The organism is Methylobacterium gnaphalii, assembly GCF_007992215.1.
Taxonomy (GTDB): Bacteria; Pseudomonadota; Alphaproteobacteria; order Rhizobiales; family Beijerinckiaceae; genus Methylobacterium; species Methylobacterium gnaphalii.
The window spans coordinates 40,212-65,580 of record NZ_BJZV01000004.1 but is presented as its reverse complement, the minus strand read 5'-3'; the positions used below and the strand labels follow the sequence as shown (position 1 = coordinate 65,580).

The 25,369-nt window shown below is 68.2% G+C and carries 28 protein-coding genes; 19 read left to right on the top strand and 9 right to left on the bottom strand.

Features of this window, described 5'->3' with window-relative positions; translation table 11 throughout:
• Positions 1–54 precede the first annotated feature (54 nt).
• From grxC to MGN01_RS04655, 6 genes are all read left to right on the top strand, one after another.
• Entirely contained in the window at positions 55–312 is a 258-nt protein-coding gene (gene grxC / locus MGN01_RS04680; protein ID WP_147045635.1) for a glutaredoxin 3, read from the top strand.
• Complete coding sequence (locus MGN01_RS04675) at positions 312–1,154, top strand: carbon-nitrogen hydrolase family protein (RefSeq protein WP_238257797.1); 843 nt, start codon at positions 312–314, stop codon at positions 1,152–1,154. The genes grxC and MGN01_RS04675 overlap by 1 nt, the downstream gene beginning before the upstream one ends.
• Positions 1,155–1,174: 20 nt before the next feature.
• The gene (locus MGN01_RS04670) at positions 1,175–1,660 is read left to right on the top strand and encodes a DUF1178 family protein (RefSeq protein WP_147045431.1); all 486 of its coding nucleotides are present in this window, start codon (positions 1,175–1,177) and stop codon (positions 1,658–1,660) included.
• A gap of 87 nt (positions 1,661–1,747) precedes the next feature.
• On the top strand, positions 1,748–2,413 hold the full coding sequence (msrA, locus tag MGN01_RS04665) for a peptide-methionine (S)-S-oxide reductase MsrA (protein ID WP_147045430.1): 666 nt from the start codon (positions 1,748–1,750) through the stop codon (positions 2,411–2,413).
• Between the two features lie 80 nt (positions 2,414–2,493).
• Positions 2,494–2,997, top strand: a complete 504-nt coding sequence (locus MGN01_RS04660) for a TIGR00645 family protein (protein ID WP_147045633.1) — start codon at positions 2,494–2,496, stop codon at positions 2,995–2,997.
• A 130-nt stretch (positions 2,998–3,127) separates the two neighbouring features.
• Positions 3,128–4,123 carry a phosphoribosylaminoimidazolesuccinocarboxamide synthase gene (locus MGN01_RS04655; protein ID WP_147045429.1) on the top strand — a complete coding sequence of 332 codons (996 nt, stop codon included), beginning with the start codon at positions 3,128–3,130 and terminating at the stop codon, positions 4,121–4,123.
• Positions 4,124–4,215: 92 nt separating this feature from the next.
• Here the strand turns inward: MGN01_RS04655 and MGN01_RS04650 are convergent, their stop codons facing one another.
• A complete protein-coding gene (locus tag MGN01_RS04650; protein WP_147045428.1) occupies positions 4,216–5,613 on the bottom strand; it encodes an amino acid permease in 1,398 nt (465 codons plus the stop codon).
• Positions 5,614–5,667: 54 nt separating this feature from the next.
• Positions 5,668–6,597 carry a penicillin-insensitive murein endopeptidase gene (mepA, locus tag MGN01_RS04645; protein ID WP_147045427.1) on the bottom strand — a complete coding sequence of 310 codons (930 nt, stop codon included), beginning with the start codon at positions 6,595–6,597 and terminating at the stop codon, positions 5,668–5,670.
• A 113-nt stretch (positions 6,598–6,710) separates the two neighbouring features.
• Between mepA and MGN01_RS04640 the strand changes: the two genes are divergently transcribed.
• Entirely contained in the window at positions 6,711–7,100 is a 390-nt protein-coding gene (locus tag MGN01_RS04640; protein WP_147045426.1) for a PRC-barrel domain-containing protein, read from the top strand.
• Between the two features lie 13 nt (positions 7,101–7,113).
• Here the strand turns inward: MGN01_RS04640 and MGN01_RS04635 are convergent, their stop codons facing one another.
• Both MGN01_RS04635 and MGN01_RS23405 read right to left on the bottom strand, forming a co-directional pair.
• A complete protein-coding gene (locus MGN01_RS04635) occupies positions 7,114–7,461 on the bottom strand; it encodes a PetM family of cytochrome b6f complex subunit 7 (RefSeq protein ID WP_147045425.1) in 348 nt (115 codons plus the stop codon).
• Positions 7,462–7,551: 90 nt separating this feature from the next.
• A complete protein-coding gene (locus MGN01_RS23405; protein WP_170245836.1) occupies positions 7,552–7,707 on the bottom strand; it encodes a hypothetical protein in 156 nt (51 codons plus the stop codon).
• Between the two features lie 169 nt (positions 7,708–7,876).
• Between MGN01_RS23405 and hyi the strand changes: the two genes are divergently transcribed.
• Positions 7,877–8,668, top strand: a complete 792-nt coding sequence (gene hyi / locus MGN01_RS04630; RefSeq protein WP_147045424.1) for a hydroxypyruvate isomerase — start codon at positions 7,877–7,879, stop codon at positions 8,666–8,668.
• A 5-nt stretch (positions 8,669–8,673) separates the two neighbouring features.
• Here hyi and MGN01_RS04625 read toward each other — a convergent pair whose 3' ends face one another.
• Positions 8,674–9,144: a hypothetical protein gene (locus MGN01_RS04625; protein WP_147045423.1), complete on the bottom strand. Its 471-nt coding sequence runs from the start codon at positions 9,142–9,144 to the stop codon at positions 8,674–8,676.
• A gap of 363 nt (positions 9,145–9,507) precedes the next feature.
• Between MGN01_RS04625 and MGN01_RS04620 the strand changes: the two genes are divergently transcribed.
• The 6 genes from MGN01_RS04620 to MGN01_RS04595 all read left to right on the top strand — a co-directional run bounded on the left by MGN01_RS04620 (position 9,508) and on the right by MGN01_RS04595 (position 14,418).
• Entirely contained in the window at positions 9,508–10,653 is a 1,146-nt protein-coding gene (locus tag MGN01_RS04620) for a glycosyltransferase (protein ID WP_238257795.1), read from the top strand.
• A gap of 78 nt (positions 10,654–10,731) precedes the next feature.
• The gene (locus MGN01_RS04615; protein ID WP_147045422.1) at positions 10,732–11,322 is read left to right on the top strand and encodes a class I SAM-dependent DNA methyltransferase; all 591 of its coding nucleotides are present in this window, start codon (positions 10,732–10,734) and stop codon (positions 11,320–11,322) included.
• An 80-nt stretch (positions 11,323–11,402) separates the two neighbouring features.
• The gene (locus MGN01_RS04610; RefSeq protein ID WP_238257794.1) at positions 11,403–12,314 is read left to right on the top strand and encodes an alpha/beta fold hydrolase; all 912 of its coding nucleotides are present in this window, start codon (positions 11,403–11,405) and stop codon (positions 12,312–12,314) included.
• 154 nt (positions 12,315–12,468) lie between these two features.
• Positions 12,469–12,975 carry a ferritin-like domain-containing protein gene (locus MGN01_RS04605; protein WP_147045421.1) on the top strand — a complete coding sequence of 169 codons (507 nt, stop codon included), beginning with the start codon at positions 12,469–12,471 and terminating at the stop codon, positions 12,973–12,975.
• Positions 12,972–13,991, top strand: coding sequence for an SDR family oxidoreductase (locus MGN01_RS04600; RefSeq protein ID WP_147045420.1), 1,020 nt, complete (start codon positions 12,972–12,974; stop codon positions 13,989–13,991). Before MGN01_RS04605 ends, MGN01_RS04600 begins: the two co-directional genes overlap by 4 nt.
• Positions 13,992–14,187: 196 nt before the next feature.
• Entirely contained in the window at positions 14,188–14,418 is a 231-nt protein-coding gene (locus MGN01_RS04595) for a hypothetical protein (RefSeq protein ID WP_147045419.1), read from the top strand.
• Between the two features lie 68 nt (positions 14,419–14,486).
• Here the strand turns inward: MGN01_RS04595 and sucD are convergent, their stop codons facing one another.
• The 4 genes from sucD to MGN01_RS04575 all read right to left on the bottom strand — a co-directional run bounded on the left by sucD (position 14,487) and on the right by MGN01_RS04575 (position 19,374).
• Positions 14,487–15,398, bottom strand: coding sequence for a succinate--CoA ligase subunit alpha (sucD, locus tag MGN01_RS04590; protein ID WP_174804552.1), 912 nt, complete (start codon positions 15,396–15,398; stop codon positions 14,487–14,489).
• Positions 15,395–16,537, bottom strand: coding sequence for a succinate--CoA ligase subunit beta (locus MGN01_RS04585; protein ID WP_147045418.1), 1,143 nt, complete (start codon positions 16,535–16,537; stop codon positions 15,395–15,397). Before MGN01_RS04585 ends, sucD begins: the two co-directional genes overlap by 4 nt.
• A complete protein-coding gene (gene sauS, locus MGN01_RS04580) occupies positions 16,534–18,003 on the bottom strand; it encodes an acylating sulfoacetaldehyde dehydrogenase (protein ID WP_147045417.1) in 1,470 nt (489 codons plus the stop codon). The genes MGN01_RS04585 and sauS overlap by 4 nt, the downstream gene beginning before the upstream one ends.
• 63 nt (positions 18,004–18,066) lie before the next feature.
• Positions 18,067–19,374, bottom strand: a complete 1,308-nt coding sequence (locus tag MGN01_RS04575) for an MFS transporter (RefSeq protein WP_147045416.1) — start codon at positions 19,372–19,374, stop codon at positions 18,067–18,069.
• Between the two features lie 237 nt (positions 19,375–19,611).
• Here MGN01_RS04575 and MGN01_RS04570 point away from each other — a divergent pair, with 237 nt between their 5' ends.
• From MGN01_RS04570 to MGN01_RS04550, 5 genes are all read left to right on the top strand, one after another.
• Positions 19,612–20,475, top strand: coding sequence for a LysR substrate-binding domain-containing protein (locus MGN01_RS04570; RefSeq protein ID WP_147045415.1), 864 nt, complete (start codon positions 19,612–19,614; stop codon positions 20,473–20,475).
• A gap of 117 nt (positions 20,476–20,592) precedes the next feature.
• Positions 20,593–20,808 (top strand): hypothetical protein, encoded by a 216-nt coding sequence (locus MGN01_RS04565; RefSeq protein WP_147045414.1) that lies wholly within the window; start codon positions 20,593–20,595, stop codon positions 20,806–20,808.
• A 334-nt stretch (positions 20,809–21,142) separates the two neighbouring features.
• On the top strand, positions 21,143–22,822 hold the full coding sequence (locus MGN01_RS04560; protein ID WP_147045413.1) for a GMC family oxidoreductase: 1,680 nt from the start codon (positions 21,143–21,145) through the stop codon (positions 22,820–22,822).
• The gene (locus tag MGN01_RS04555) at positions 22,819–24,168 is read left to right on the top strand and encodes an MFS transporter (RefSeq protein ID WP_147045412.1); all 1,350 of its coding nucleotides are present in this window, start codon (positions 22,819–22,821) and stop codon (positions 24,166–24,168) included. Before MGN01_RS04560 ends, MGN01_RS04555 begins: the two co-directional genes overlap by 4 nt.
• 124 nt (positions 24,169–24,292) lie before the next feature.
• Positions 24,293–25,363 (top strand): YeiH family protein, encoded by a 1,071-nt coding sequence (locus MGN01_RS04550; protein WP_373319164.1) that lies wholly within the window; start codon positions 24,293–24,295, stop codon positions 25,361–25,363.
• The last annotated feature ends 6 nt before the right edge of the window (positions 25,364–25,369 follow it).

The window sequence follows — 25,369 nt, the reverse complement described above, 5'->3', positions numbered from 1 at the left end:
GGCCTGCCGGGACACTATATGGGTCGTGCAATCCCTCGCACGGCCTTCCCAAACATGCAGCCGGTCACGATCTACACCACAGCCTGGTGCCCCTACTGTTCGGCGGCGAAGAGCCTGCTGAAGGAGAAGGGCGCGGCCTTCAACGAAATCGACGTCGAGAAGATCGCCGGTGCGCGCCGCGAGATGACGCAGCGCGCCGGCGGCCGTACCAGCGTGCCGCAGATCTTCGTCGGCGAGACGCATGTTGGCGGCTGCGACGACCTCTATGCCCTCGACCGGGCGGGGCGCCTCGATCCCCTGCTGACTCCCTGATGGCACAAGTCGAACCCCGTCGCTTCGTCGCCGCCTGCGTGCAGATGCGCTCGGGCCGCGAGCCGCTGGCCAACCGCGACGCGGCCGTGGCTGCGATCCGCGAAGCGGCCGAACGCGGTGCCGACTACGTCCAGACCCCGGAGATGACCTCCCTGGTGGAGCGCGACCGGGAGCGCCTGTTCGAACGGATCGGGCCGCAGGAGACCGACCCGACGCTCGCCGGCCTGCGCGAGGCAGCCCGCGAGAACCGCGTCGTCATCCAGATCGGCTCGCTCGCCGTCAGGAACGGCGACAAGATCGCCAACCGCGCTTTCCTGATCGATGCCGGTGGGGAAATCCGTGCCTCCTACGACAAGGTCCATCTCTACGACGTAGATCTCCCGAACGGCGAGAGCTGGCGGGAATCGGCGACCTATACCGGCGGCGACTGCGCGGTGATGGCCTCCCTGCCCTGGGCCAAGCTCGGCATCTCGATCTGCTACGATATCCGCTTCCCCGCGATCTTCCGGGCTCTGGCCGAGGCTGGGGCCGAGGTGCTGACTGCGCCGGCCTGCTTCACCCGGCAGACGGGAGAGGCGCATTGGCACTTGTTGCAGCGCGCCCGCGCCGTGGAAACGGGTTCGTTCATGATCTCCGCAGCCCAGGGCGGCCTGCACGAGGACGGCCGCGAGACCTACGGCCATTCCCTGATCGTTGATCCCTGGGGCCGGATCCTCGCCGAGGCCGAGGGCAACGCACCGGGCATCATCCTTGCCGAGATCGATCTCGCCCAGGTCGCTGAGGTCCGCGGGCGTATCCCGGCCCTGCGCAACGCGCGACCCTTCAGCGTGCGCCACGCCTGAGCCGTCCCCATCTAAGTCCCATGATCCGCTACACACTCGCCTGCGATTCAGGCCACAGCTTCGAGAGCTGGTTCCCCTCCGGCAGCGCCTATGACGAGCAGGCCGAGCGCGGCCTCGTCTCCTGCCCGTTCTGCGACTCGCGCAAGGTCTCCAAGGCTCTGATGGCTCCTGCGATCGCACGCAGGGACAGGGAACGGACCGGGCTGCCCGCTCCGGTCGAGAGCGGAGCGGACACGCCGCCTGCCGCATCGGCCGAAACAGCTGTGCCGATGATCGCCGAGGCGGAGAAACGCCTGCGCGCGCTGCTTCGGGCGGTACGCGAGGAGGTAACGCGCACGGCCGACAATGTCGGCGAACGCTTCCCGGACGAAGCCCGCGCCATGCATTACGGCGATGCACCGACCCGCGCGATCTATGGCGAGGCGAGCCTGGAGGAGGCCCGCGCCCTCATCGACGAGGGCATCGAGGTCGCTCCCCTGCCGCCAGCGCTCGACGACCGGCACTGAACGGCCCAGACGCCCATCGCAAGCGCGGGTCTCGCACCCCATATTCGGGGGACCCAAGACATCTCCCGACACGCGAGAGGCGTATCCATGCTGTTCTTCCGCAAGCGCGCCGAAATGCCTGCCGCCGCCGATGCCCTGCCGGGGCGTCCGAACCCGCTGCCCACCGCCGAGCGGCACTTCGTGAACGGCAATCCGCTGAAAGGCCCCTACCCGCCCGGCATCGAGACCATCGTGCTGGGTCTCGGCTGCTTTTGGGGTGCCGAGCGCAAGTTCTGGCAATTGCCCGAGAGCGTGTTCGTGACGGCCGTCGGCTACGCCGCCGGCTTCACGCCGAACCCGACCTACGAGGAGGTCTGTTCCGGCCAGACCGGGCACAACGAAGTCGTGCTCGTCGCCTACGATCCTGCGGTGCTGCCGCTCGAGTCGCTGCTCAAGACCTTCTTCGAGAGCCACGACCCGACCCAGGGCTACCGCCAGGGCAACGACACGGGCACGCAGTACCGTTCGGGCATCTACACGACGAGCGAGGCCCAGGCCGAGACGGCGCGCGCCGTGCGCGAGCGCTACGCGCGGGCGCTGGCCGAGCAGGGCTACGGGGCGATCACCACCGAGATCGCGCCACTCGAGGCCTTCTACTTCGCCGAGGACTACCACCAGCAATACCTCGCCAAGAACCCGGGCGGCTATTGCGGGCTCGGCGGCACCGGCGTGTCGTGCCCGGTCGGCCTCGGTGAGGGCGCGGCGGCGGCGTAGCCGTTCCGAGCGGGGCCGCTTGAAGAGGCGGCACCCGCATGGCACATCCGCTGCCGGTCGCAGAGGGGATCGGCAGACGGATGTTGGAACGGGGCTTCGAGCGTTTTCTCTTCGCGAGCCGTTGGCTGCTCGCGCCGTTCTACGCGGCTCTGGTGCTCGGTCTGCTGATCCTCCTGGTCAAGCTGGGCCAGGAGATCTGGCATTTCGCCGGGCACCTGCTGGAGCTGGACGAGTCGCAGACCATCCTCGGCGTGCTGACGCTGGTGGACCTGTCGTTCACCGCCTCGCTGCTGGTCATCGTGATGTTCTCTGGATACGAGAACTTCGTCTCGAAGTTCGACCATACGGACCACAAGGACTGGCCCGAATGGATGGGCACGATCGACTTCACGGGGCTGAAGCTCAAGCTGATGTCGTCGATCGTCGCGATCTCGGCGATCCAGCTCCTCAAGGCCTTCATGGACATGAAGAATTACACGGACCGCGAGCTTGCCTGGTTCGTCGGCATCCACATGGTCTTCGTGGTCTCGGGTCTCCTCATGGCGCTGACGGACCGGGCTTCGGCGGGGCACCACGACTCTTGAGCGGCCGGGCGCTCGCCCGTCGATCGGTCAGGCCGCACCGCCTCCAGCGCATAGTGCAAGCGGTCATGCCGCTTTCCTGCTACGAGGCCTGATCGCTCTTTCATTTCGAGCCGAGCGGACAAGGCAGTCGATGGACATCGCTTCTCTTGCGCAGCACGCACATCAAGTTCTGACCGAGGCGGAGATCGCCGGGCTGCCGAACCGCTACCGGGGCAAAGTCCGCGACAATTACGATCTCCCCGACGGTCGCCGCATCCTGATCACCACCGACCGGATCAGCGCCTTCGACCGTCCGCTCGCCGCCATTCCCTTCAAGGGTCAAGTTCTGACGCAGACCGCTCGCTACTGGTTCGAGCGGACTGCCGACATCTGTCCGAACCACGTGCTCGCCTATCCGGATCCGAACGTGGTCGTCGGCCGTCGCCTCGACATCCTGCCGGTCGAGATCGTGGTGCGAGGATATCTCGCGGGCACGACCTCGACGTCGATCCTGACCCGGTATCGGCGCGGCGAGCGCGAGATGTACGGCCACCGGCTGCCGGAGGGCCTGCGCCCGAACGAGCGGCTGGCGGAAGCGATCATCACGCCGACGACGAAGGCGGCTGATGGCGGGCACGACGAGCCGCTCACCGCTGCCGCGATCCTGGAGCAGGGGCTGCTCACGGCAGAGCAGTGGCGGACCGTCTCCGAGACGGCGCTGGCACTGTTCGCTCGCGGCCAGGCACTGGCGGCCGAGCGCGGCCTGATACTCGCCGACACCAAGTACGAATTCGGAACAGACGCGGACGGACGGATCGTGCTCGCCGACGAGATCCACACCCCCGACAGCAGCCGCTACTGGTTCGCGGAAAGCTACCCCGAACGCTTTGCGGCCGACATGGCGCCGGAGAGCTTCGACAAGGATTTCGTCCGCAACTGGGTTGTCGCGCGCTGCGATCCTTACCGAGACCCGATCCCGGAGATCCCCAGTGAAGTCGTGCTCGAGACCGCCGCCGTCTATATCCGCGCCTTCGAGACCATCACAGGCCAGACCTTCGCCCTGCCCGATCCGGCCGAAGTGCCGCTCGAGCGTATCCAGCGCAACCTCACGGCGTATCTGCGTGACTCCGCGAATGGGGCGGCCTGAGCGCCGCTGTGTGCTCAGCGTTCACCTCGTGCCCCGCGCTGACTGCACCCTTCCCGGACCTCGGCTCGAACGACAGGCTCGTTCGGCCCATCTTACGAGACTGCCGAGGCGGTCCGGGCGCCGAGGCGTCGTCGGAGACCGTAGGCACCCAGCACGAACGCGGCCGAGAGCAGGCTGAGCATCAGCTGTGAGCGGGTTTCCGGCTGAAAGGCCATGGCGGCGAGGATACCGAGCATCGCCGCGATCGTGGCGAGCGTCAGGTAGGGATAGAGCCACATCCGCACGACGGCGCGACCCGGCGGGATGCGCGGCCGCAGGATCAGCTGCGAGACCGCGATCGCCAGATAGACCAGCAGGATGACGGCGCCCGAGGAGTTGAGCAGGAACAGGAAGACCGCATCCGGCGACAGGTAGGCGGCGACCACCGCAAGGTAGCCGAAGGCTGTGGAGACCAGGATCGCGGATACGGGGACACCGGAACGGTTGAGCCGCATCAGCGCACTCGGCGCCTCGCCGCGTTCACCGAGGACGAACAGCATCCGCGAGGCGGTGTAGAGTCCCGAATTCAGGCAGGACAGGACAGCGGTGAGCACCACCGCATTCGTCGCGTCGCCCGCCCAGCCGAACCCCATCCGCTCGAAGGCGGCGACGAAGGGCGAGCCGCCCGGCGCCAGGCCATCCCACGGCAGGATGATCGCGAGCAGCAGGATCGAGCCGACGTAGAAGATGATGATCCGAAGAGCCACGGTGCGTGTCGCCCGCGCGACGGCCTTCGCCGGATCAGGTGTCTCTGCGGCGGCAACGGTGGCGATTTCCGCACCGACCATCGAGAACACCACCACCACGACCCCCGAAAAGATCGCGCCGACGCCGTTGGGAAACAGGCCGCCGCCGCGTGATAGATTCGAGAAATCCATCGGATGGCCGGGCCAGAGCCCGAGGGCGAAACTGCCGCCGAGGACAAGGAAGGCGAGGATCGCCAGCACCTTGATGCCGGCAAACCAGTACTCGAACTCGCCGTAGGCGCCGACCGAGGTGAGGTTCGTCGCCGTCATCAAGAGCATTAGGCCGAGCGACAGCGTCCAGAGCGGCACCTCTGGCAGCCAGACCTGCAGCAGTCCGGCCCCGGCCACGGCCTCGAAGCCGACGACGATCACCCAGAAGTACCAGTAGAGCCACGCCGTTGCGAAGCCGGCCCAGTCGCCCAGCGCCTCCCGGGCATAGCTGACGAACGAGCCGGTGGAGGGCGCGGCCGTGGCCATCTCGCCGAGCATCCGCATCACCAGGATGATAAGCAGGCCGGTGGCGGCATAGGACAGGAAGGCTCCCGGCCCGACCTGCCGGATGACCGACCCCGAGCCGACGAACAACCCGGCCCCGATCATGCCGCCGAGGGCGATCATGCCGAGGTGGCGGTGTCGCAATCCCGGGCGCAGCCGGGCGGCCCTGTGTTCCGGCGGCGAGGGCAGGCGTCGATCCTGAACGGTCATGCCGCCGATCGTGCACGATCGAAGTCTGCCGCGCGAGAGGCGCGGGCGAGCCCGTCAGCGCGCGTGCAGAACGGTTCGGCAGGCGTCGGGGAGCGCGGCCATGGTCATCGGCGGCTTGGGCCGCGGCGGGTGCTTGGGCTTGGGCGGGTTCAGCACCGCAGCGCTGAACCAGTAGTCGAGCTCGGACCCGCAACCGTCGCCGCTGGGCGGAGGCGCCTGATCATTGCAGGATTCGGCACCGCGCGGGCAGGCGAGCCGGATATGGTAGTGGTAGTTGTGCCCGTACATCGGGCGGACCTTGGTGAGCCAGCCGCGGTCGCTGCCGGCCTCGCGGCAGAGCGCTTTCTTGATCGCCGCATTCACGAAGATGCGCGCCACCTCCGGCTGCCGGGCCGTGAGCCGGATCAGCGCGGTATGGGCCGGCGTCCAGACTTCCTCGTCGATGTCGCGGCGGTCGGCGCGCACCATGTCGGTGGCCGAGATCTGCTCGCGCTCGGCCCGCGTCAGGGTGCGGTTCGGCATCGGCGTCAGCCAGACATCGGCGTCGAGGCCGATCTGGTGAGAGGCATGGCCCGTCAGCATCGGCCCGCCGCGCGGCTGCGCCATGTCGCCGACCAGCAGTCCCGGCCAGCCGACCTGCGGCGCCTTGTTCGCGAGCCGCTCGATGAAGCTGATGAGGTAGGGCGTGCCCCAGCGCCGGTTGCGCGAGGGACGCATCACTTGCCAGGTCGGCCCGTCGAAGGGCAGGCCCTCGCCGCCCGAGAAACAGCCCTTGGCGTAGGAGCCGTAGGGCACGGCCGGGCCGCTCGACGGCGCGGTGACACGGCCGAACAGCGCCTTGGCGGGCGTCGAGGGGTCGTTGGGATTGGCGAGCGGCGGCAGCGGCTTCGGATCGAGCGTTCCCTTGTCCTGTGCCATGGCTGGTGCGGCGAGCATCGCCAGTGTGAAGGCGAGTGCACAGGGCAGGCGGACGGTCAGCGGCATCGGCTCGTGGATCCCTCGAACAAGACGCGAGCGGCTGGACCGCCCCACCGGAACGTGCCCGGTTGCCCAGGCGTTTTTCAGCCACGATGTAACAAGGTTGCGAGACCTGCGCCATGGAGACCGAGACCAAGACCGGGACGGCCCAGCGCCCTCCCCGCACCCTGATCGCGAGCGACCGCGTCGTCGGCGCGGAGGTCAGACGGCCGGATGGCAGCAAGGTCGGCCGTATCGAACGCCTGATGCTCGACAAGACCTCTGGCCGCGTCGCCTACGTGGTGATGAGCTTCGGCGGCTTCCTCGGCCTCGGCGAGGACTACTACACGCTGCCCTGGGCCGTGCTGACCTACGACACCGGCATGGACGCCTATTCCGTCGACATCACCGAGGAGCAACTCCGCAACGCCCCCGCTCGCTCTCCCGAGGGCGGTGACCCGCAGGACGAGCGCGAATGGGAGGAGCACGTCCACCGCTACTACAATGCTGCACCCTACTGGGGGATTTGAGACCGGTGGCGCCTTAGGTCCGCATCACGAAGCCGATCGGCTCTCGGCCCGGCTGGCCGAGCCAGAGCAGCGCCGCGCCGATCAGCAGGAGCACGACGGCGGCCGGTGCCAGCGTCAGCGGTAGGACGAGCGCCTGCCAGAGCCACGGGGCGACACCCTCGATCGAGCCCTGCAGCGCGTTCGCCTTGTCCTTGAACAGCGCGAACAGCAATTCGCTCAAGGTGGTGATCCGCAAGGTGTTGTTGGCGATGGAGCGGGCGCCGTCATAGACGATCTGCACGAAGCCGCCGGCCAGGAGCAGCAACCCGAGCGCGCGGCTGAGGAAGGGCAGGCCGAGAAAGCTGGCGATGGAACGGAGCATCGAAATGGGTCTCGCCGCTCCGCCCGAGCGGAGCCGGTCCGAGAGCTGAATACGGGTGCACCGTAGACGGCGCAAGGAGCCGTCTCGCGCCTACCAGGTGCGTAGATCGCGCGGGTCACATTCCTGAGCGACCGGCTTCTCGGTACGCCGCCGGCGTAGGACGAGCCGCGTGAGGAAGGCTGCGGCTACGGCAGTGACGCTGAATGCGGCGACGAGAAACAGGATAGGAAGGAACGACTCCGTCATGCCGCTGCCTTGCCCTCTGCGGGGAACGGTCTCATCAGGGGATATCCACGCCTAGCAGCCGCGCGTTCCGCCGCGTCGCGGTGAAATTGCCCTCGGCTGATCTGCGCCGCTGCATGATCGCGAGACGCGACGGATCGAAGCGACGTTTCCGCCCCAGGTTCCACGACCCATGCCCCGCTTCGCCGCCAATCTCAGCCTGCTGTTCTCGGAGAACAGTTTTCTCGACCGCTTCGAACAGGCGGCGGAGGCCGGGTTCGAGGCGGTGGAGATCCAGTTTCCCTACGAGGCACCGAAAGAAGCCATCGCCGAACGGCTCTCGCGTCACGACCTGACGTGCGTCCTGCACAACCTGCCGCCGGGGGACTGGGAGGCGGGCGAGCGCGGCATCGCCATCCTGCCGGAGCGGGTCTCCGAGTTCCGTGACGGCGTCGGCCGCGCGATCGACTACGCGACCACGCTCGGCTGCACCCGGCTGAACTGCCTCGCCGGGCTGGCGCCCGAGGGGATCAGCCGGACGCGGCTGCGCGACACCTTCCTCGACAACCTCACCTTCGCCGCCGCGGAGCTGGAGCGGGCCGGCATCCGGCTCGTGATCGAGGCGATCAACACCCGCGACATGCCGGGTTTCTTCCTGACGGGCACGGCGCAGGCGCTGGACCTGATCGCCGAGACCGGCTCCGCCAACCTCTTCGTGCAGTACGACGTCTACCATATGCGGATGATGGGCGAGGATCCGGGGGCGGCCATCGCGGCGCATCTCGGACAGATCAGCCATATCCAGGTGGCCGACGCGCCCGGCCGGCACGAGCCGGGCAGCGGCGCGATCGACTTCTCCAGCCTGTTCGAATGGCTCGACCGCATCGGCTATGACGGCTGGGTTGGCGCCGAGTATCGCCCGGCCGCGCGCACGCAGGACGGTCTCGACTGGTTCGCGCCCTACCGGACGCGTCCGGCAGCCTGAACCCGTCAGGGCTTCACGATCTCGGGCGGCTTGCCGTCCGTCACGAACTCGGCTGCGAAGGCTCCGCCCGGTGTCTCGGCGCTGCAGCTCACGCTGCCCGGCTGGGCGACCGGATTGGTGAACCGGCACATCCCGACCGCCTTGACGCGGTCGTACTGCCCCTTGAAGCCGAAGATCACCCCGTCGACCGGCTGCACGGCGGTATCCGGGTCCAGCTTGACCTGCGCGCTGCCGAGCCCCGTAAAGGTCAGCGCGCCCCCATCGCCGGTGACGAAGTAGAACCCGACGCGCCCGGTGGCGTAGCTCGTGTTCAGCAGCGAACCCGTGCACTGCCCGGTGACGTCCTGCCCCGCGATCACCAGCCGCTCGCAGGTTCCCGTGACCGTCGCCAGGGTGGGCACCTCGGCGGCCTTCACCATCACGGCAGCGCCGGCGAGGACGGACAGAATGCCGAGGCTGAGGATCGACCGGATCATCGGCCCATCATATCCGGCTACGCTTATCGAGCCATGAAGGATTGGGCCGGCAGCGCGGCGCGAGCCAAGGCGAGGCCGGGCCCGATCCTGTTGGTAAGAGCCGACACTAAGGAAAGGGGCTCGAAACTGTCCCTGGCGTTCGCCGGTGCGAAGTCAGGGCACCGAGGCTGACGGCGTGCATGCCGTGCTGTCGGGTGCGTCACTGTGGGAGCGGCGAAATCGGCATGCGAAATGAACGGGTGGCCCGCCGACGCCATTATGTGCAGGCCGGACGACCCCTCGAACTACCGGCAAGCCGGAGTTCGTCGCGTTGAGCGTAAACACAGCAAAAATGTCCGGGCCACGGACGTGGTCACACGACCATTGAGGGCCATCGTTGCGATTCCGATCTTCAACGAAGTCGAGCGGATCGAAGGCTGCCTCAAATCGGTGAGCGGCCAGGAAGGTCTGGGGGCAAGCGGGCTCGGCGCCCTTCTGTTCCTGAACAACTGTACGGACGGGACCGGGCAGGTGGTCGCATCCCTGCGCAATGGGCTGGGGATCCCGGTTCGGGTCGTCGAGCGGACATTTGCCGGGGCCAATGCCGGCTGGGCCCGGCGCGAGGCCATGGAGGCGGCGGCGGCCTGGCTCGAAGAGGCAGGAGCGGCCGACGGCGTCCTGCTGACGACGGATGCCGACACGCGGGTGCCCCCCGATTGGGTCGCACGCAACCTCGCCATCATCGCCGAGGGCATTGACGCCGTAGCGGGCCAGATCACCCTCGACTCCGACGACGCGGTGCGGCTGCCGGATGCGCTCCATGCCCGCGGGCAGCGGGAGGGCGCCTATGAGGCGCTCCTCGTCGAGCTGGAGGCCTGGATCGACCCGTTGCCGCACGATCCGTGGCCGCGGCACTGGACCACCTCCGGGGCGACGCTCGCGGTTCGCCTCGCGACCTATCGGCAGGTCGGCGGCATGCCCGCCCTCGCGGTCGGCGAGGACCGCGCCTTCGTCTCCTCGCTGCTTGGCAGCGATGCGCGGGTCCGTCACGAGCCGGGGGTCTCGGTCGTGACCTCGGGACGTCTCGAAGGGCGCGCGCCCGGCGGGGCCGCCGATACGATGAGGCTGCGCTGCGCGATGCCGGACAGTCCCTGCGATCCCCGGCTCGAGCCACTGCCGCGCGCCCTGTTCCGCTTCGCCTGGCGGCGAAGGCTGCGCGGTCTCCATGCCAGCGGACGGATCGGTCGGACGCGGCTCTGGGCTCCGTGGCTCGGCATCGGCAGCGAGGCGGCGACCGTCATCGCACGGGGCGGCAGCCTCGGCCTCATCCTCGCCGCCGTGGAATGCACCAGCCCCCACCTCGCCTACCGGCCGCTTCGACCCAGCCAGCTCCCTGGGCAGATCCGCCTCGCCGAGGCCCTGCTGATGGCCCTGCGCCGATGCTCGCGCCTGCGAGCCGCCCTGCAAAGGCCCGAGCCGGCCTCGGCCGCTCTGCTGCCAAGCCCCGCGGACGGCGCCGGCCATGCCTGATCGCCCTGCCATCCCCACCTGGCGTGACGATGACCGCTCGCGTCGCGCCACCCTCGGACACGCCCTGGAGAATGGCCCGTGACCCGGCACGCGACGACCCTGCCGCCGAGCTATTTCGACGAGCGCTACGCCGCCGATCCCGACCCCTGGCGGTTCGAGACCAGCGACTACGAGCGCGAGAAATACGCCGCGACCCTCGCTGCCCTGCCGCAGGACCGCTACGCGCGTGCGCTGGAGGTGGGCTGCTCGATCGGCGTGCTCACACACCAGCTTGCCGGGCGCTGCGAGACGCTCGTCGGCCTCGACGTCGCGGCAGCCGCCCTGGAGCGGGCGCGCGAGCGCTGCCGGGACCACGCCCATGTCGACCTGAGGCTCGGACAGGTCCCGAACGACTGGGCCGAGGGCGCCTTCGACCTGATCCTGCTGTCCGAGGTCGTCTACTATCTCGATCGCGGCGACGTGGAACGCCTGGCCGAGCGGGTGCGGGGCAGCCTTCGCGACGGCGGCAGCGTCGTGCTCGTGCATTGGACGGGCGAGACGCACTACCCCCTGACGGGCGATGAAGCGGCCGAGCTGTTCATCGCGGCGTCCCGTGCCTACCTGCGGATCGAGGCTCAAGCGCGCGCCGAGGCGTATCGGATCGACGTGCTCAGCCGGCAGAGCCGCTGAGGCCCTGGATGGCCGCCAATCCCGAGCGCGTCCGACGATCCCCTCCCGAGGTTCTCTCAACGAAGGTTCGTTCGCACCCCATGGCCTCTCTCGACCTGCCGGTCGCCCCCACGGGCGATACGCCGGCTTTCCCCATGCCTCCCGCTGGTGAAGGCCTGCGCCGGCAGTTCCTCGACCTGCCCGACGGGCCGCGGATCGCCTATGTCGAGGCAGGATCCGGTCCCGCCCTGATCCTCGTCCACGGCGCGCTGATGACGCTCGAGGACATGTGGCTGGGGCCGATGGCGGCGCTGTCGCGGCACTTCCACGTCGTGGCGATCGACCGGCCGGGCCACGGGATGAGCGAACATGCCCGGCTCTCCGACGCGTCGCTGTGGCGTCAGGCCGAGATTCTCCGCGACGTCGCGCGCCGCCTCGGCCTGGTCCGGCCGGTCCTCGTCGGCCATTCCTTCGGGGGCGCCGTGGTTCTGGCCCACGGCATGGCCTACCCGGAGGAGACCGCCGCGGCGGTCGCGATCTCGCCGATCTGCTTCCCGGAGCTTCGCCTGGAGCAGCTGCTGTTCGGTCCCCGCGCCATGCCGGTGATCGGCGACGTCCTGTCCCGGTTCTCGGCCGGCACGGATGCGGCGCTGCTGCCCCTGCTCTGGCGCGCGATGTTCCTGCCGCAGGCCATGCCGGCCCGCTTCGCCGCCGAGTTTCCCTTCGCGCTCGCCAGCCGGCCGAGCCGGCTTGTCGCGGATGGCGAGAATGCGAACCTGCTCTGGAGCGACCTGACCCGGAGCGCCGCATCCTATGCCGGCTGCCGCATGCCCGTCGGCATCCTGTGCGGCGGGTCGGACATCGTCACCAACCCCTACCTGCACGGGCGCCTCGCCGCCTCGCTGATCCCCGGAGCCCGTCTTCGGTGGCTGCGAGGCCTCGGCCACATGCTTCACCACGCGGATGTCGATGCGGTCGTCGACATGGCCCGGGAGCTCGCCGGCCAATCCTAGGACACCTCCGATCAACGGGCGAAGGCGGAGCCCCGGTGCCATGCGCGCCTGCGCCGCGGCCAGGCGAATCCCGAACTGGGAACCTGGGCGAGGCCTGCGGGGTCTATCCAGGACCGGCCCCCGGGCCATCCCCATTCATCGACAGGAGCAGAGCATGGCGATCGACACGCGCGAGATCTACGTTACCGCGCTGAAGAACACGCACGCGCTGGAATTGCAGGCGCTGCAGATCATGGAACGGCAGGTCGAGCGGCTGAAGAACTATCCGGAGATGGAGGACGCGCTGCGCCGCCATATCGCGGAGACGCATGGACAGCGCGACCGTCTGGAGGAAGCCCTGCAAGGGCTCGCCGAGAGCCCCTCGGCCATCAAGGAGGGCTTCCTCGGCTTCGTCGGCAACATGATGGCACTGGGCCATACGCCGGCGCAGGACGAGATCCTGAAGAACGCCTACGCCAACCACGCCTTCGAGAACTTCGAGATCGCCGCCTACACCTCGCTGCTCGCCATTGGCGAAGCTGCGGGACAAGGCAACCTCACGGGGCTCCAGCAATCCCTGAAGGAGGAAGAGGCCATGGCGCAGGTGGTGCGCGACCTCGTCGTCCCGACCACGCGCCGCTACGTCGAGCTGACCGTCGCGGGCGAGAAGGCCGACCGGTGAGCCGCCGCAAGCCCCTCTCCAAGCAGGTCATCGTCATCACCGGTGCCTCGTCCGGCATCGGGTTGACGACCGCACGAATGGCGGCGGCCCGAGGGGCCCGCGTGGTGCTCGCGGCACGAAGCCGCGACGCGCTGGCCGAGGCCCGCGCCGAGATCGAGCGTGCCGGCGGGCAGGCGCTCGATGTCGTCGCCGATGTCGGCCGCCGCGAGGACGTCCAGGCCGTGGCCGACGCCGCGATCGCGACGTTCGGCGGCTTCGACACCTGGGTGAACGTTGCCGGGCTCACGATCTACGGGCGCCTGCGCGAGATCTCCGACGAGGACCACGCGCGCCTGCTGCAGACCAACCTCTGGGGCACTGTCTTCGGATCGCTCGTCGCCGTCGAGCATCTGCGGCGGCGGGGCGGCACATTGATCAATGTCGGCAGCGTCGCGTCGGACCTCGCCTTCCCGTTCCAGGGCATGTACGCCGCGAGCAAACACGCGGTGAAGGGCTTCACCGATGCCCTGCGCATGGAGCTACGGGACGAGGGGGCTCCGGTCTCCGTGACGCTGATCAAGCCGACCTCGATCGACACCCCGCTGCCCGAGCGGGCGCGAAACTACATGGACCGCGAACCGACCCTGCCGCCGCCGATCTATCGGCCGGAGGTGGTCGCCGAGGCGATCCTGCACGCCGCCGTTCGTCCCCAGCGGGACATCTTCGTTGGCGGCAGCGGCAAGGCACTGGTGGCAATGAAGGAGTTTGCGCCGGGCGCCTTCGACCTCCTCGCGCCGGCGATCATCGCTCTGCAGAAACGGGCGAAGCCGCCACGTCGCCCGGAAGGCGCGCTCCACGCGGCAACGGAGGCCGGCGAGACGCACGGGACGCAGCCGCTCTATGCCATGCGAACGAGCGCCTATACCCGTGCGAGCCTTCACCCTGTCGCCGTCATGGCCGGTGCAATCGGGTTCGGCCTCGCCGCGGCGGCCGTCTCGATCGTCGGCTCGTCGATCTCGCGCCGCGATCCGTCGTGACGGTATCGGCGCTGCCGACACAGCAACGTCACCAGGGCCTCAAGGCGCCGCGGCTTAGTTGAGAGGATTCTTCTCTCCCGAATTTTGAGGGGAGAAGGACTCTCCCCGCTACAGGTGAAATTCGGAAAACGCCACCATTGCTTCGGGGCTATGCTGCCACGACCTACAGTTCAGTTCCCGAACCTTCGTGGCCGCCATGCGTCCGATCCAATTCGACCCCTTCGGTGAGCCGGTGGCACTCGACGCCGACCAGCCCCGTTCCAGCACCGCTTCGCGGATCGCGCTGCGCTCCGGCGTCGGCTTGTTCTGGGCGATGGTCGTGGTCATCGTTGCGGCGCGCGCCGCCTATTTCGATCCGGATTTCGCGGAGAAGTTCGGCAGCGTCGCCTCGCTGATCGGCCACCTCAAGACCGTCGTCGGCGCGTAGGCCTCGACTCCTGAGAATCCGAAAGCGCTGCGGGCTGGCAGGCCCGCGGCGCTTTCGTTCTGGGCGGCTCAGGCGCGGAGCGCGATCGCCGCCGAGTGGGTCAGGCTGCCGCCGAGACCGGCTTCGAGCAGGCCGGGGATCTCGGACGGCGTGTCGGCGACGGCGACGCCCGCAGCTTCGAGAGCCCGGCGCTTGCCCTCGTAGCTGCCCATGGTGCCGGACACGATCGCGCCGGCATGGCCCATCTTCTTGCCGGGCGGCGAGGCGCGGCCGGCGATGAAGGACACCACCGGCTTCGACATGCCGGAGGCATATTCCGCCGCCGCCTCTTCCATGGCCCCGCCGATCTCGCCGACGAGCACCACGGCACGGGTGCGGGCATCCTCGTCGAGCGCCTTGAGGGCATCCCGCGTCGTGGTGCCGATCATCGGGTCGCCGCCGATGCCGAGGAAGGCCGACTGGCCGATGCCGGCCCGGGTCAGGTTGAGGCAGATCAGCGTGCCGAGGCTGCCCGAGCGCGAGATCACGCCGACCTCGCCCGGCTGGAAGATGTTTCCATTGTGCCCCGGCATGATGCCGACAAAGCCCTCGCCCGGCGTGACGATGCCCGCCGTATTCGGCCCGATGATGCGGGTGTGGTGGGTTGCCGCCGCGTAGTGGATCGCCATCACGTCGCGGGCCGGGATGTGCTCTGTGAGGATCACCACGGTCTTGGCGCCGGCCTCGATCGCGTCGATGGCGGCGTCGCGCGCCATGGCCGGCGGGATGAACATCACGGCGACGTCGAAGGGCGTCTGCGCCATCGCGGCCTTGGCCGAGGCATAGACCGGCACACCGAGATGGGTCTCGCCGGCGCGCTTCGGATTGACCCCGGCCACGACCTGCGTGCCGCACTCCATCATCTTCTCGGTCCAGAAGGTGCCCTGCTTGCCGGTGATGCCCTGGACGAGCACGCGGGCGGACTGGCGGTAGATGATCATCGGGCGGCCTCTCCGCTTGCTGCGTTCACGGCGGCCTGGACCGCATCCTCCATCAGGTCGAAGGGCTCCTGGCCGAGTCCTTCGCGCACGAGGCGCACGGCCTCGTCCTCGCCGGTCCCATGGATCGAGAAGAAGACCGGAATGCTCGGGTTCAACCGCTTCCAGGCCGTGACGACCCCCTCGGCCATCACGTCGGTACGGGCGAAGGCGCCGCAGAAATTGACGACGAGGCTCTTCACGCCCGGATTGGACAGGACGAGCTTCAGCGCCGCTTCCGACTTGGTGTAGGCCTCGCCGCCGATCTCCAGGAAGTTCGCCGGCCGGCCACCGCAATGGGCGATGACGTCCATGGTCGTCATGGTCAGCCCGGCGCCGTTGGCGAGCACGCCGACATTGCCATCGAGCTGGATGAATTTCAGGCCGTTCTCGGCGCCCTGGCGTTCGAGATCGGTCATCGGCTCCTCGGCCGCCTCAAGTGACAGCTCCGGCTGCCGGAACCCCGCGGAATCGTCCAGGGTCAGCTTGCAGTCCAGCGCCACGACCCGGCCGTCGGCGAGGACGGCGAGCGGGTTGATCTCGATCAGCTCCGCATCCGTCTTGCCGCTCGTGGCGTAGAGCGCCGCGAGAATCTCGGCGACCTTCCCGTCGGTGCCGCCGAGGTCGAGCCCCGACAGCATCGCGAGCGCGGCAGCTTCGTCGAAACCCTTGTCGATATCGACGAGATGCCGGCGCAGCGCGTCGGGACGCGTGGCGGCGACCTCCTCGATATCCATGCCGCCCTCGGTGGAGAACAGCACCAGCGGGCGCCGGCTGGCGAAGTCGGTCAGGATCGCCGCGTAGAACTCGCGGGTGATCCGGGCCTGCTCCTCGAGCAGCACCGAGCCGACGGCATGGCCGTCGATGCTCATGGAGAGGATGCGCTCGGCAACGCTCCGGGCCTCGGCGGCCGAGTTCGCCGGCTTGATGCCGCCGGCCTTGCCGCGCTTGCCGGTGGGTACCTGAGCCTTGACCATGCAGGGCCCGAGCTCCTCGAAGGCCAGCGCGGCCTCTTCGGCCGTGCGACAATGGACCGAGCGCGGCACCGGGATGCCGGCGGGCGCGAGCACCCGCGCCTTCGCGACGTGTTCGAGAAAGTTCATCGTGCGGCCTCCTCGTGTCCGATCCGCTTCCAGTGCGGGCCGAACAGTTCGAGCTCGGTGGGTTTGTCCTCAGGGATCGGCGTGACGAGATGGGTGATGTTGAGCATGTGCCGGTAGCTCAGGTTCTCGGAGATCGAGTTCTTCTGCCAGGAGCCGCAGCCCATGCTGAGCGTGAAGCCGAGCCCCGAATTGAAGCCGCCGCCATTGCCGAAAGTGTGGGCGAAGTTCACGAGCACGCGCACCACCTCGAGATCCTCGGCGAGCTCGCGGGCCCGGTCCATGTTCGTGGTGTGCAGGCCGCAGGAATGGCCCTTGCCCTGATGGTTCAGGATCTCGTCGACCCGCGCCTTGGCGGCCTTGAAATCGCTGGCGCGGTAGACGGTGAGGACCAGGGCCAGCTTCTCGCCGGAGAGCGGATAGGCCTTCCCGACGCCGGTCTCTTCCACGAGGAAGAACGCCTTGCCCTCGGCCTCCTTCGGGAGCTCGAAGGCCCGGGCCAGGATATCGGCGTCGCGGGCGATGAGGTCGCGGCTGAGCTTGCCCTTGACCCAGAGCCGCTCGACGACACGCTGCTTCTCCTCCGGCGTGCAGAGATAGGCACCGGCCCGCTCCAGGGCAGCGATGGCCTTGTCGTAGACCGCGTCGACGATGACGACGGCGTTCTCCGACGAGCACGAGGTGGCGTTGTCGAAGATCTTCGACTCGCGGATCTTCTCGGCGGCCGCGTTGAGGTCGGCGGTCTCGTCGATGATCACCGGCACGTTGCCGGCGCCGACGCCGATGGCCGGCGTCCCGCTCGAATAGGCGCGGCGGACATTGTCCTGCGAGCCTGTCACCACGACGAGGTCGCAGGCCTTCATCAGGGCCTCGGTGGAGTCCTTGGTCACCGGGGAAGGCAGGATCTGCACGAGGTCCTGCGGCAGCCCGATCTTGGCGAGTTCTTCGCGCATCAGGTCGACGATGCGCGCGGTGGTGCGGTAGCCGAGCGGCGACGGGGCGATGACGATGGCGTTGCGGCCCTTCACGGCCATCATCGCCTTGTTGACCGGCGTCGCGCCGGGATTGGTCGAGGGCGTCACCGCGCCGATCACGCCCATGGGCTTGGCGTATTTGACGAGCCCCTTGGCCTCGTCGCGCTCGATCACGCCGACGGAGGGTGAGCGCAGCAGATCGCGCAGCGTCCCGAAGGTCTTGCGCTGCTTCTTGCGGATCTTGTCGGCGACGTTGCCGAGGCCGGTATCCGCCACCGCCAGTTCGGCGAGCTCGCGGGCGTGGTCGGGCTGGTAGAGCGCCCAGGCCAGTGCCCGGACGGCGGCGTCGGCCGTCTCCTGGTCGACATGGGCGAATGCGCGCTGGGCCGCTCGGGCCTTGAGCATCACGGCGTCGACGGGACCCGGCTCGACCGCACTCGGGGGGACGGGGACCGGCTCCTGCCGATCGGGGACTTTGAGGCTGACGACGGACATGCGGCGGCTTTCCTTACGCTGCTGTCGAGAAGGATGAGGCGAGGGAAGTTGGGAGGTCTGCGGTCAGGCGCTGGGCCTGACCGCCACCGAAGCGTTCACGGCCGGACGCGCAGGCTCGACATCGTCGACGAACATGTCGTCGGGCCGCATGAACAGGGCGAGCACGGCACCGAGGAGGAGCAGGCCGAGGGAGGCGATGAAGGGCAGGTCCCAGCGTCCTGTCGCGTCGATCACAGCGCCGAACACCACCGGCGAGATCATGCCGGCGAGGCCGAAGCCGAAATTCATGAAGCCGGAGGCCGTGCCCGAATGCTGGGGTGCGATGTCCATCGGCACGGCCCAGATCGGCGCGACGATCAGCTCGGCGAAGAAGAACGCACCGGACAGGCAGAGCGCGATGGTGACGAGGTCGTGCACGAACAGTACCGGCAGCATGAAGGCGAAGGCACCGAGGAAGCCGACCACGATCACGCTGACGCGGGCCTTCGAGACGCTGCCGGTCCTGCGCAGGATGTGGTCGCTGACCATGCCGCCGACCGTGTCGCCGACGACGCCGGCGAAGAAGACGCCCGAGGCGAAGATCGCCGATTTCTTGATGTCGAGATGGTACTCGTGGAGGAAATAGGAGGGGATCCAGTTGAGGAACAGCCAGAGCGTCCAGCCGTAGCAGAAGTCGGTCGCCGTCACCGGCATCATCCGCTTGAGCAGGCGCCCCCACGGCACGGCCTTGCGCTCGCTGGCGATCTTCATCTTGGGAAGGACGGAGAGTTCTTCCTCGGTGATGTGCTTGTGGGCGCGCGGGTCGTCCCGGAAATACCAGAACCAGAGGCCGACCCAGGCGAAGCTGATCACGCCGATGATCCAGAAGCTGTCGCGCCAGGAGAGCGCTACGATCAGCAAGGCGATGATCGGCGGCGTCAGGGCGTTGCCGAGGCGGGCGGCGGCGTGGGTGATGCCCTGGGCGAAGCCGCGCTTGTCCGCCGGCATCCAGTTGGCCAGCGCGCGGGTGGCGGTGGGGAAGGCCGAGCCTTCGCCGATGCCGAGGATGAAGCGGGCGACGATGAGGGACATCGCGCCCTCGACGAAGCCGATCGCCACCGTGGCTGCCGACCAGATCGCGCCGCAGATCAGCAGCGTCTTGCGCGGTCCGAGGCGATCGCCGAGCCAGCCGCCGGCAATCTGGAAGAAGGCATAGGGGTAGGCGAAGGCCGAGAAGGCGAGGCCGAGTTCGAAATTCGTGAGCCCCAGCTCCTTCTGCATGGCGGGGGCGGCGGTGCCGATGTTCACCCGGTCGATATAGGTGACCAGGTACATCAGGCAGATGATCAGCAAGACGCGATCAGTGGCTTTGAAACGGACAAGCCTGAGCATTCTGCCCTCCTGACTGATCTCGGAGAGAGGCGGCCGGCCGTCGCGCAGCATCGCGCGAGGGCGGGACGGGTCCCCGACATCCGTTGAGCGTTCCTCACCTATGAAGCGGCGGCCCGTCCGGGGTCGTTGATCGCCCCTGAATCGTGGCTGGCCGTCCCTTCAAAATCACCCTAGCGATTGCGTTTGCATCGGAGAAATTTATTCTCTTCATCGAGATCATTCAGAAAATTGATCGATATGATTCCGGATCTCGAGATTCCGCTGCTCAGAACCTTCGTCGCGGTGGTGGAAACCGGCAGTATAACGCTGGCCGGCAAGCAGGTTGGCCGCACCCAGCCGGCCATCACCCACCAGATGCATCGGCTCGAAAAGGCGCTCGGCAAGTCGCTGTTCGGGGGGGACCGCCGCCATCTCACCCTGACGCGGGACGGGGAGATGCTGCTCGGCTACGCCCGCACCCTACTCGGCCTGAACGACGAGATCCGCGAGCGCTTCGACGCGCCGGACGTCGCCGGCCATGTCCGGCTCGGCGTGCCGGATCTCTACGCGGCCTTCCTGCTCCCTGCCGTGCTCAGCGGCTTCTCGCGCGCCTACCCGCAGATCGAGATCGAGCTGCGCTGCTCGCGCAGCGTCAATCTCCACGCGGCGCTCCAGCGGGAAGAGATCGACATCGCCCTGATGACCCGGCAGCCGGAATTCGGCAGCGGCACCATCGTCCGCCAGGAGCCGCTGGTCTGGGTCTCCGCGCGCGATTATCCGGTCGCACCGCAGGGTGCCCTGCCGTTGGCGCTGCTGCCGGCGGGAAGCGTCTACCGGCAGCACGCCCTCGACGCCCTCGGCCAGATCGGCCGGCCCTGGACCATCGCCGCGGTCAGCGACAGCATCGCCGGGCTCCAGGCGGCGGTCTATGCAGGGCTCGCCGTCTCGGCCTTTCCCCTCTGCGCGGTCGGGCCGCTGGTGCGCCGCCTCGGCCGGAACGAGGGGCTGCCCGACATGCCCGATCTCGAGATCGTGCTGCAGCGCAAGCCGAGCGGCATCGCGGCGGCCGCCGAGCATCTCGCGGAATACATGATCGCCGAGGTCGGGAATCTTCCGCGGTAGGCAGCAGGCAGGCGTAGACGACAAAGCTCCCATGCTGTCCCGGCAGCAATCTGATTATTGCGATGCAATATCCGCTCGATTAGTTTGTTTGCATCGCAGCAAGCAGTCTTGCCAATCATGTCCCCGACCGAGCGCCTTCGCCAGATCCTCCCCTTCGCTGCGGCTCTCTACCTCGCCGCCAGCGTGGCGCATTTGCAGGCGAAGCAGCCGGGGATCCAGCTTCCGCGCGAGGGCCTCTCGCTTCACCGCGTCGTGGCTGGCATCAAGTGGCACATCACCGAGACGGCCAAGTACGAGCGGGCCACCGGGCTGTTCGCGTTCCCGGGAAACTGACGGCGGTCTCGAGCGACGCTCTCCGGCTTGGCGCGACGACGTCCGGACGGGTGCAGCGGCCACGGAACGCGACAGAGGGCTTGGCGGAGTGTCCTGACGCCTGCCGACCCCTTCCGAGCGGCTGACGCGGTCCTGCTCCCCTTTGCCGAATCACCGTCCGCCTCTCTCCGGCTCCTGGGAAGCCGGCAATGGCCCTCTATGATCGGCGGACCTGCCCGTCGACATTGACACCTCGCCGTTTTCCTCATTTAATCGAACATATCGTTTCGAAATTCGAGACCTGAGATCTCGAAACGGACGATTGCGAGGAAATGTCATCGAGGAGGCGCAGTCGGTGGAGATCGCCCCCTTCGACTTCATCATCGTCGGCGGCGGAACTGCGGGATGCGTCCTGGCGAACCGCCTGACGGCAGACGGCGTGCACCGCGTGCTGATGCTGGAGGCAGGCCCGCGCGACCGCTCGCCCTGGATCCATCTTCCCATCGGCTACGGGAAGACGATGTTCCACAAGACCCTCAACTGGGGGTTCTTCACCGAGCCTGAGCCGACCATGAAGGATCGGCGAATCTATTGGCCGCGCGGCCGCACCCTCGGCGGCTCGTCTTCGATCAACGGCCTCATCTACGTCCGCGGGCAGCCCGAGGATTACGACCACTGGGCCGAGCTCGGGAATGCCGGCTGGTCGTGGAAGGATCTTCTCCCGTACTTCATCAAGTCCGAGCACAACACGAGGGGGGCCGGGCCTGCCCATGGCGCTGACGGGCCACTCTGGTGTTCGGATATCGAGCACAAGCACGAGCTGATCGAGGCCATCATCGCGGGTGCAGGCGAGCTCGGCGTCAAGCGCACCACCGATTTCAATGCCGGCGACCAGGAGGGTGTCGGCTACTACCAGCTCTTCACCCGCAAGGGCTGGCGCTGCAGCTCCGCCGTTGCCTATCTGCGACCGGCCGAAGGGCGCTCGAACCTGCGCGTCGAGACGGAGGCGCAGGCCACGGGTCTGATCCTCGAAAACGGCCGCGCCGTCGGCATCCGCTATCGGCAGAACGGCCGGATCACCGAGGCGCGTGCCGCGAGAGAGGTCATCCTCGCCGCCGGCGCCCTGCAGAGCCCGCAGCTTCTCATGTTGTCCGGCATCGGCCCGGCCGCCGAGCTGCAGCGGCACGGGATCGCGGTGGCGAAAGAGCTGCCCGGCGTCGGCGAGAACCTGCAGGACCACCTGCAGATTCGGCTGATGTACAAGGTGGCCAGGCCCATCACCACCAATGACGACCTCAGCTCCATCGTCGGCAAGGCGCGGATCGGCCTGCAATGGCTCTTGACCCGCAGCGGACCGCTGGCCGTGGGCATCAACCAGGGCGGCCTGTTCACGCGGGTGATGCCGGGGCTGGGCACGCCGGACGTGCAGTTCCACTTCGCCACGCTCTCGGCCGACATGGCCGGCGGCGCACCGCATCCCTGGTCCGGCTGCACCTTCTCGGTCTGCCAGCTCCGGCCGGAATCGCGGGGGACGGTCACCTTGCGCAACGCCGACCCGTTCGAGGCGCCCGTGATGCGGGCCAACTACCTCGCCACCGAGACCGACCGCCGCTGCACCGTCGAGGGCATGAAGTTCGCCCGACGCCTCGCCGCGACGGGGCCGCTGCGCGCGCTCCTCACCGAGGAGGTCAAGCCCGGCCGCGCGGTCGAGGGTGACGAGGCGCTCCTCGACTTCGCCCGCGCCTCGGGCGCCACGATCTTCCACCCCTCCGGCACCTGCAAGATGGGCTCGGACCCGATGGCGGTGACCGACGCGCGCCTGCGCGTCCACGGCATCGGCGGCCTGCGGGTCGTCGACTGCTCGATCATGCCGACGCTGATCTCCGGCAATACCAGCGCCCCGGTGGTGATGATCGCGGAAAAAGCCTCCGAGATGATCCTGGCCGACACCCGCGCCGGATCGGCGCCGGTTCGGACCGCTGCCGCGACGCCGCGCCCGGTCGCCGCGCCGGTCAGAGCAGGGAGCCCGGCATGAGCGAGGGCCAGAGCAAGACGCGGGGTGGCCTCGGCCGCGTCGTCACCGCCTCGCTGATCGGCGCGACGATCGAGTGGTACGACTTCTTCCTCTACGGGGTCGTGGCCGGCATCGTCCTGAACAAGCTCTATTTCCCGGCGAGCGACCCGTTCGTCTCGACGCTGCTCGCCTATTCGACCTTTGCCGTCGGCTTCGTGACGCGCCCGCTCGGCGGCGTGATCTTCGGGCATTTCGGCGACCGGATCGGCCGCAAGAGCATGCTCGTGATCACGCTGATGCTAATGGGCGTGGCAACCTTCCTGATCGGGCTGGTGCCGACCTACGCCCAGATCGGCATCGCCGCGCCGCTGCTGCTGCTCTTCTTGCGCATCATCCAGGGCATCGGGCTCGGTGGCGAATGGGGCGGGGCCGTGCTGATGGCCTTCGAATACGCGCCGCCCGAGAAGCGCGGGCTCTATGCCAGCATCCCGCAGATCGGACTCGCGCTGGGGCTCTGCATCGCTTCCGGTGTGGTCGCGGCGCTGTCCTACGGGCTCACGGAAGAGCGGTTCCTGGCCTGGGGCTGGCGTCTCGCCTTCCTGCTCAGCGCCGTGCTCGTCGCGGTCGGCGCCTATATCCGGCTCAACGTCATGGAGACGCCGGAATTCGCGGAGGTGAAGAAGGCGAACTCCGAGGCCGCGATCCCGTTCGTCGCGATGATGCGGGACTATCCCGGCAACGTACTCGCCGGCATGGGCGCCCGCACCATCGACGGCGTCTTCTTCAATATCTTCGCGGTGTTCTCGATCGGCTATCTCACCGGCACGGTGAAGCTGCCGCGCACCGAGGCGCTGCTCGGCGTCACCGCCGCGGCCCTGCTGCTCTGCGCGACGATCCCGCTGGCCGGCTGGCTCTCCGACCGCCTCGGCCGCACGCGGGTCTATGCCTGGGGCTCGCTGCTGACGGGCCTGTCGGCCTTTCCCGCCTTCTGGATCTTCCTCAACAGCGGCGGCAGCATGGGCATGATCTGGCTCGCGCTGATCGTGCCCTTCGGCATCCTCTACGCCACCGTCTACGGACCGGAGGCAGCCCTCTTCTCGGAGCTGTTTCCGGCGCGGGTGCGCTACACCGGTATCTCCTTCGTCTACCAATTCTCCGGGATCTTCGCGAGCGGCCTGACGCCGATCATCGCCACTGCGCTCCTGCAATATTCCGGCGCCGACAAGCCCTGGCTGGTCTGCGCCTATTGCGCCTTCGCCGGTCTCGTCAGCGCTGCCTCCGCCCTCTGGATCGGGCGGCAGGAGCGCCTCGGCGCTCTGTCCGAGCCGGAGCGGACGGGGCGTTGGAGCCGCACGCAGCCAACCTGAAGAACGTTCTACAATATGGAACAATAAGGGAATATTGTTCTCGAAAATTGCCGCCGCTGAACAACAAATTGCTATGAGAGCGTAGCTCGGCGATGCCAGAAATAGGCATCGAGGAATGACGATGCTGCAGGAAAACCGCTTCGTGACGCCGCCCAAGACGAACCCGGTCCTCGCGCGCCTGACCTCTCTGGCGCCGGGCATCCTCCTCTGTATCGCGGTGACGCTCGTCTCGATCGGCCTGCAGCATGCCGAGGAGAGTGCTTTCGAGCATCCCTATATCGAGGCGCTGGTCATCGCGATCCTGCTCGGCATGGCGATCCGCACCTTCTGGCAGCCGAGCCCGGTCTGGCGGTCGGGCATCGCCTTCAGCGCCAAGCAGCTTCTCGAAGTGGCGGTGATGCTGCTCGGCGCCTCGATCAGCTTCGCGGCGATCGTCGCCTCCGGCCCGCTGCTGCTCGCCGCCATCGTCGGCACCGTGATCGTGACGATCGTGGCGAGCTTCACGATCAGCCGCATGCTCGGCCTCGCCGTGCGGATGTCGCTCCTGATCGCCTGCGGCAACTCGATCTGCGGCAACTCGGCCATCGCTGCCGTGGCCCCGGTCATCGGCGCGTCGAGCGACGACATCGCCTCCTCGATCTCCTTCACGGCGATCCTCGGCGTGCTGATGGTGCTCGGCCTGCCGCTGCTGATTCCGCTGCTCGGCCTCGGCGCGGGCCAGTACGGCATCCTTGCCGGGCTGACCGTCTACGCGGTGCCGCAGGTGCTCGCTGCCACCGTGCCGGCGGGCCTCGTGGCGACCCAGATCGGCACCCTGGTGAAGCTCGTGCGCGTGCTGATGCTCGGCCCGGTCGTGGTCGGCCTGTCGCTGCTCGCCCCGCGCTTCAGCGGCACCCAGGCCGATCCGGCCAAGCCCCGCAAGTTCGACCCGTTCAAGCTGGTGCCGTGGTTCATCCTCGGCTTCCTGATCCTCGCGGCTTGCCGGTCCCTCGGCCTCGTGCCCGATATCGCCGTCGGCCCGATCACGAAGGTCGCCGGCTATCTCACCGTCGTCTCGATGGCGGCGCTCGGCCTCGGCGTCGACGTGCGCGTGATCGGCCGCGTCGGCGGCCGCGTCACCGCGGCGGTGACGCTCTCGCTCGTCCTGCTCCTCTTGATCAGCCTCGGGCTGATCCACCTGCTTCGGCTCGGCTGACGAAGC